At 34.4% G+C, this 5951-nt stretch carries 5 protein-coding genes and 1 pseudogene; 4 read left to right on the forward strand and 2 right to left on the reverse strand.

Annotated elements, in window-relative coordinates:
• Positions 1-272: 272 nt before the first annotated feature.
• The 3 genes and pseudogenes from AC1DSL_RS15175 (at position 273) to catA (ending at position 2311) form a co-directional block, all read left to right on the forward strand.
• Positions 273-541, forward strand: a pseudogene (locus AC1DSL_RS15175) (CPCC family cysteine-rich protein).
• A gap of 134 nt (positions 542-675) precedes the next feature.
• Complete coding sequence (locus AC1DSL_RS15180) at positions 676-1029, forward strand: hypothetical protein (RefSeq protein WP_477532815.1); 354 nt, start codon at positions 676-678, stop codon at positions 1027-1029.
• A 631-nt stretch (positions 1030-1660) separates the two neighbouring features.
• Entirely contained in the window at positions 1661-2311 is a 651-nt protein-coding gene (gene catA / locus AC1DSL_RS15185; RefSeq protein ID WP_477532816.1) for a type A chloramphenicol O-acetyltransferase, read from the forward strand.
• An 884-nt stretch (positions 2312-3195) separates the two neighbouring features.
• Here catA and AC1DSL_RS15190 read toward each other — a convergent pair.
• Together AC1DSL_RS15190 and hisJ are read right to left on the reverse strand one after the other, a co-directional pair.
• The gene (locus tag AC1DSL_RS15190) at positions 3196-3675 is read right to left on the reverse strand and encodes a GAF domain-containing protein (RefSeq protein ID WP_016426635.1); all 480 of its coding nucleotides are present in this window, start codon (positions 3673-3675) and stop codon (positions 3196-3198) included.
• Between the two features lie 25 nt (positions 3676-3700).
• Complete coding sequence (gene hisJ, locus AC1DSL_RS15195) at positions 3701-4498, reverse strand: histidinol-phosphatase HisJ (protein WP_477532817.1); 798 nt, start codon at positions 4496-4498, stop codon at positions 3701-3703.
• Between the two features lie 147 nt (positions 4499-4645).
• On the opposite strand from hisJ, the gene AC1DSL_RS15200 reads away from it, so the two are divergent.
• Positions 4646-5951, forward strand: a 1306-nt coding sequence (locus AC1DSL_RS15200) for a septation ring formation regulator EzrA (protein ID WP_477532818.1), incomplete at its 3' end; no start/stop codon positions are given.

Consider the following 5951-nt stretch of genomic DNA (forward strand, 5'->3'; position numbering starts at 1 on the left):
GGGTAGGATTGTAAAAACAAGTTTAATTACCAAAATAAAAAATTAAAAGGGATCTATTTAATAATAAACAAAAGGCAGAGCGTTATATAATTTATACATATTTATTATTAAGTGATATTTTATCTCTTTAGGTGTCCATGAAATACAATAATTAAAGTAAATCGACTTAAAGTAAAAAAGGATAAATAAAAAACCATCGATTTTTAAACCTTCAGCAGGAATCAAATATTTTAATAGACAATAAATATCAGTTCTTTAAAGGAGAAATTTTTATGGAATTTACTTGTCCATGTTGTGGCTATAAAACTTTAGAAGAAGAACCACCTGGAACTTTTGAGATATGTGAGATTTGTTATTGGGAAGATGATGATATACAATTCCAAGATCCTGATTTTGAGGGAGGGGCGAATGAAGTTTCTTTAAGACAAGCCCAACAAAACTTCATGAAATTTAGAGCTTGTGATAAGGAAAGTTTAGACGCAGTGAGGATAGCTAAAATCATACAGACATAAAAGATAGAGATTGGAAACCATTGGGATAGTTGCAATACGAGAAGGGAAACTCTTCGATCACATTTCTTCTTCAACTAACGGGTGCTTTACTTCAATAAGGAGTAAAGCATTTTTTCTTCTTCAACTGAAGAGGCAGGTTAGCCGAAGTTAATTATTACTAATTATGAAAATAATAAATATATCTTTATTATCGATTATGTTGTTAATAACAGGGTGTTCAACAGCTACTACTAGTAATGGTACGAATGTAGAAAGTAGCTCAAGTGGTTCATATAAAGCATTACTCTTTGTTAATGGACAGGAATTACAAACAATACGAGAAACAGCTGATGAACAAGGGCTTGTACCAGGGGAACTTATAGGGACTGTTAAAGCTAAAGTTGGGATAGAGGTACCCCCTACAAAGGAACTTACATCAAACTATTTAGAAGAAGGCATTGAAATTTATTCAGTTGAAGGAACTCCAAAAATAGTTCTAGCCAAGAATGAGAATGGAGAGTATCTAGTTTTTGAATAGTTTTTTATTGCACTAACGGGTGCTTTAGTTGAATAAGAAAAAAGAAAAAAGCTAACGTCTGAGAAAAGACGTTAGCTTTCGGTATTTATAGGTATGCTTCGCATGTATCGTTTTAACGCAAATAAGCCACCATTCTTGTAACGCCCAAAACCCTTGATATATAAAGGCTTTAGGCATTTTTTGTTTAGGTGTTAAGGTTATAGAAAGAAGGATTAACGCATATTCTGTGGAACTTATAGAACAAACAGGGCCGGTTAGTTCACCAAATATTGGATTTTCTAATGTAAGATGAGTGGGAAAGTGAAAGGGAGATGTGGAATGGAGTTTATTATAACAATTGGTGTTATTTTGATAGTTATTACATGCCTATCCATAGAAGTTAATATTAAAAAAATAAAGAAATTATTGAACTTTTAAAGCAGTTAGGAGAAAAATAATATCCTTCTTGTTTAATTAACGCAGCAGCTTAAATTGCTCATTTTCTTATTGAACTAACGGGGCAGGTTAGTGGAATAAGTGCTGTGTTTGATTTAGTATTTTAAACAAAGAATTATTAAGAGGTGAGGAGATTGATGAAAGCAGATGATTAGCCTCCTAAAAATAAAAAACACAATTTTAGGAGGCTAATCAAGTGAAGTTTAATTTAATTGATAAAGAAAAATGGGATAGAAACCCGTATTTCGAGCATTATTTAAATCTAAAGTGTACCTTTAGCATAACAGCAAATATAGACATCACAACGTTATTGGAACAGCTTCGTACCAAGGGAATTAAGCTATACCCTACCTTTATTTACATGATCAGCAAGACAGTAAATTCTCATGAAGAATTTAGAACTTGCTTTAATGACGAGGGTGTTCTAGGGTATTGGGATAAAATGATTCCAAGTTATACAATCTTCCACAGTGATAATAAATCATTCTCAAGCATATGGACGGAGTTTTCTAATGAATTTAATGTCTTTTATAAAAACTATCAAAGTGATATAAAGCAATACGCTGAAGTTAAAGGTCTCTTTACAAAAGATAATGAACCCAAAAATTCTTTTCCTATATCTAGTATTCCTTGGGTTAGTTTTACTGGCTTTAACCTAAATATAAATAATGATAGCGACTTTTTATTACCCATCATTACAGGGGGAAAATATTTAAATAAGAAAGATAAAACGTTGTTGCCTATTTCATTACAAGTGCATCATGCTGTTTGTGATGGATATCACGCTAGTACATTTATAGAGGATTTGCAGCAATTAGCTAATAATTGTCATGATTGGCTTCCTTAAAATATGCAAATGAGTGCTCGTTTTAATTTAACTAAGGAGTTGTATTGGCGACTCCTTCTTATTGAACTAACGGGTGCTTTAGTTGAAGATCATCCGGCTACTTAAGCAGCTCTATTTCATATGACTAACAAGGCAGTTTAGTTTAATAAGGGCATGAGGAAAAAACCTGATGTTATATACTAAATGTAGAAATATCCTATAAAGGATACATTAATAGATATCGAATAGGAGTAACCACCTTTGAATTATGTTAGCTTTTGTATTTATCAATTCATTCTATTTTCATCCATTTTTGTTATCAGCTTTTACCAAGATAAATACTTAGGTAAACCATTTACTTCTGTTGATTTAATAGCAATATGTATAAGTTTATTTATCGCAATAATCGTTTACCGAGTAGTAAATAAGATATATAGACGATTCGAGAATATTAGGTTGSRAAATAAGATATTAATTTCAATASCAACTGTWATAWTATCAATCYTGTTTATWGGSTTACTGGAGCAATTGTTYGTTTAGTTTTCTTAYTCAACTAACGGGTGCTTTAGTTTATAAGACTTATAAATATTAGGTGCGAGCACTCAGCCTTTTTGACTGGATGTTTTTGCGTTCGGTATTTACATTTACTTTCTTTTTTTATATTTCCATTCAAGCAATTAGCAGACATTTAGCAACACTTTTAGCGTACATATTACCAAATAAACAATCAAAATTGTGAGTCTGCTAAAACAAGTGCTAAAACGGTGAATATAGTAAGTATTAATCATTAACAAAGCCTGAATTTAGGTGTTTTAAAAAAGCCCATTCATATGCGAATTTGGGCTCTTTTTGTATGTTTAATTTAGATTTTGTACCAGATAACTGAACGGGTTAACCTCGTCCTTTTAAATGTGTTTCATTAATATAGAAACAAACTGTTCAAGTCCTTGGCGATCTTCCTCATGGAATCGATCTTTTTCCGGACTGTCGATGTCTAAAACACCAATTACTTCACCATTTTTAATCATTGGTATTACAATTTCTGATTGGGAAGCCGCGTCACAAGCGATATGTCCTGGAAAAGCGTGTACATCAGGTACAACCATCGTTTCTTTCTTTGCAACTGTCGTTCCACAAACTCCTCGACCAACAGGAATTCTGACACAAGCAGGCAAACCTTGGAAAGGTCCTAAAACAAGCTCTCCTTCATCCATCATATAAAACCCAACCCAATTGATTCGATCGAAAAATTGGTTCAGTAATGCAGAAGCATTGCTTAAATTAGCCATGACATTCGACTCTCCGCTTAGTAAAGCGTCAAGTTGTTTTCCTAACATGTTGTATTGTTGTTCTGTATTTCCTGCATATGCTGCTTTCTCAAACATGAAATCACCTCTTAAAATTAGAAACTTACGAATCAGTATAAACTTTCTCATAATATTGATGCAAATCTTGGACCCTGTGTGCATCGGACCCGAACACAAGAGGAATTCCCATATTTTTTGCAGTTGTTACGTAACGTTGTGGGGGATAGGGTTCCAAACAAAATTCTTTAGCCAGTCCTGCACTGTTGAGGTCCATTTCATAACGATGTTCTTTCATTAATTGTAATGTCGACATAATGAAATCATGGTCATCGACTTTGAATCCATGAGCAAGTTGGAACTTATGAATTAATGTCGGATGGCCAATTCGTTTCGGTTTATATTTTCCTAAATCAGCTAGTATGGAGGACTGGAGAGTTTTGTAATAAAGCTCATAGACTTTTTCAATTGAACCTACTTGCCCTGCAAAATCAATTAATGATTCTGCCGAGAAATCTATACAAGTATATTTATTTTCAAAAAGCAGGAAATGGACAGATAAAATAGAATCATCTAAGGTAGGACCAATTTCATTGAGCATCCGGGCAGTTGCTTTTTCGTATCCTTCAATATAATCGAACTCCAAACCAATGTTGATCGAGATATCGGAAGCGTATTGTTTTTTTAATTGGCGCAGTTTGTTTATATAAGGTTCAAGTGAGTTTACATCCAGGAAACTATCCCTAGTAGGGACCGTATCAATAAATCCTTCAGGAGCAGGTGCATGTTCTGTGAATGAGATGTCGGTAAAGCCGTTCTTTATCGCTTTTTCTATATATAATTCAAATTCATCTTTTGTTCCATGGGGGCAAAAAGGACTGTGAATATGCGCATCTCTTTTCATTAATATAGGCACCTCCAACGTGTAAATCGGACATTTTACATAATTTCGGCAAAATTCTTCGATTTTCGGCAACATTAACGATTGTTTCATGGTAGTATTACATATATAAACTGGCATAGACCGTGATTTTGGAACAGGGGGCTTACGATGACTAAGTATATCATCATTGCAATCATCGTACTAATTGCATTAATTGTAGTCGGATTTATGATCCGTMGTAAACATAACAGTGAAATTGAAAGACTTGAACATGAAAAACATCAAATTCAAAACAAACCAATATTAGAAGAAATGACGAAAGTTAAGCAGCTGAATATGAATGGTCAAACGGAAGAACTGTTTGAAAGCTGGCGAAACAGTTGGACGCAAGTTATGGATGTCCATATGCCGAAAATCGATTCATTGCTGTTTGATGCTGAAGATAGTATTGATAAATTCCGTTTCAAACGTGCTACAGCGATAGAAAAAGAAATTCAAGAACGTATTCAGCAAAGTGATGAACAAATGTCCCGAATTTTAAAAGAGCTTGAGCAACTGATTGGAAGCGAAGAGAAAAACCGAGTGGAAATGGATAGCTTGAAAGAGCAATATCGTGCAGCGCGTAAAACTTTACTCGCGCATCAACATTCTTTCGGAGCGGCGGCTGTACCACTTGAGAAGAAATTGGAGCAATTCGGTCCTCAATTTGAAGAATATGATCGACTAACTGAAAACGGCAATTATTTGCAAGCACGTGAAATTGTCATTGGACTTGATCAGGAAGCCCAGCATGTATTTAACTTATTGCAAGATATTCCTTCGCTGTTAACAGACGTACAAAACAAGATTCCCTCAAGTATTCATGATCTCCGTAGTGGACAACGTGAAATGGAAGAACAATCCTATTATTTAGAGCATCTTGAAATGACGGATCAATTGGACAAATTGGATGAAGAATTGGTACTAATGAAAGAATCAATCATTCAGCTTGAGATTGAAGACGCGAAAATTCGTATTGAGCAAATGAAGGATGAAATTGAAGCGTTCTATGACATGCTGGAAAAAGAAGTAATGGCAAAACGTTATGTTGATAAACATCGTCACCCTACTGAGCGTCGATTGGCTGAAGTTACGTCCATTACACGTCAAACAAGTGATGAAGCTGCATATGTTCAACAAAGTTATCGTTTACCAGAGAAAGAAGCAGAAATTCCTCTTGTTTGTCTGAAGCAAATCGAAACCTTGCAAAAACGTTATGATTTACTTGCACAACGAGCAAGTGAAGATCAATTAGCTTATTCAAGCCTTCAGGATGAACTTACACTGATTTCGACTGATTTGGAAAGCTTATATGAAGAGCAAGATCGTTTCTCTAATAGCCTGAAAAATTTACGTATTGATGAAAACCGGGCTCGAACCAATTTAGATGAACTGAAGCGTTTGTTGCATGAAACCGACCGTATGGTACATAAAG

Source organism: Paenisporosarcina sp. P4_D4 (genome assembly GCF_056401835.1).

Bases quoted from the DNA above. Each gene is read 5' to 3' on its own strand.
- AC1DSL_RS15190 (WP_016426635.1), bottom strand. From the start codon at position 3,675: ATGTTTGAGAAAGCAGCATATGCAGGAAATACAGAACAACAATACAAC.
- hisJ (WP_477532817.1), bottom strand. From the start codon at position 4,498: ATGAAAAGAGATGCGCATATTCACAGTCCTTTTTGCCCCCATGGAACA.
- AC1DSL_RS15180 (WP_477532815.1), top strand. From the start codon at position 676: ATGAAAATAATAAATATATCTTTATTATCGATTATGTTGTTAATAACA.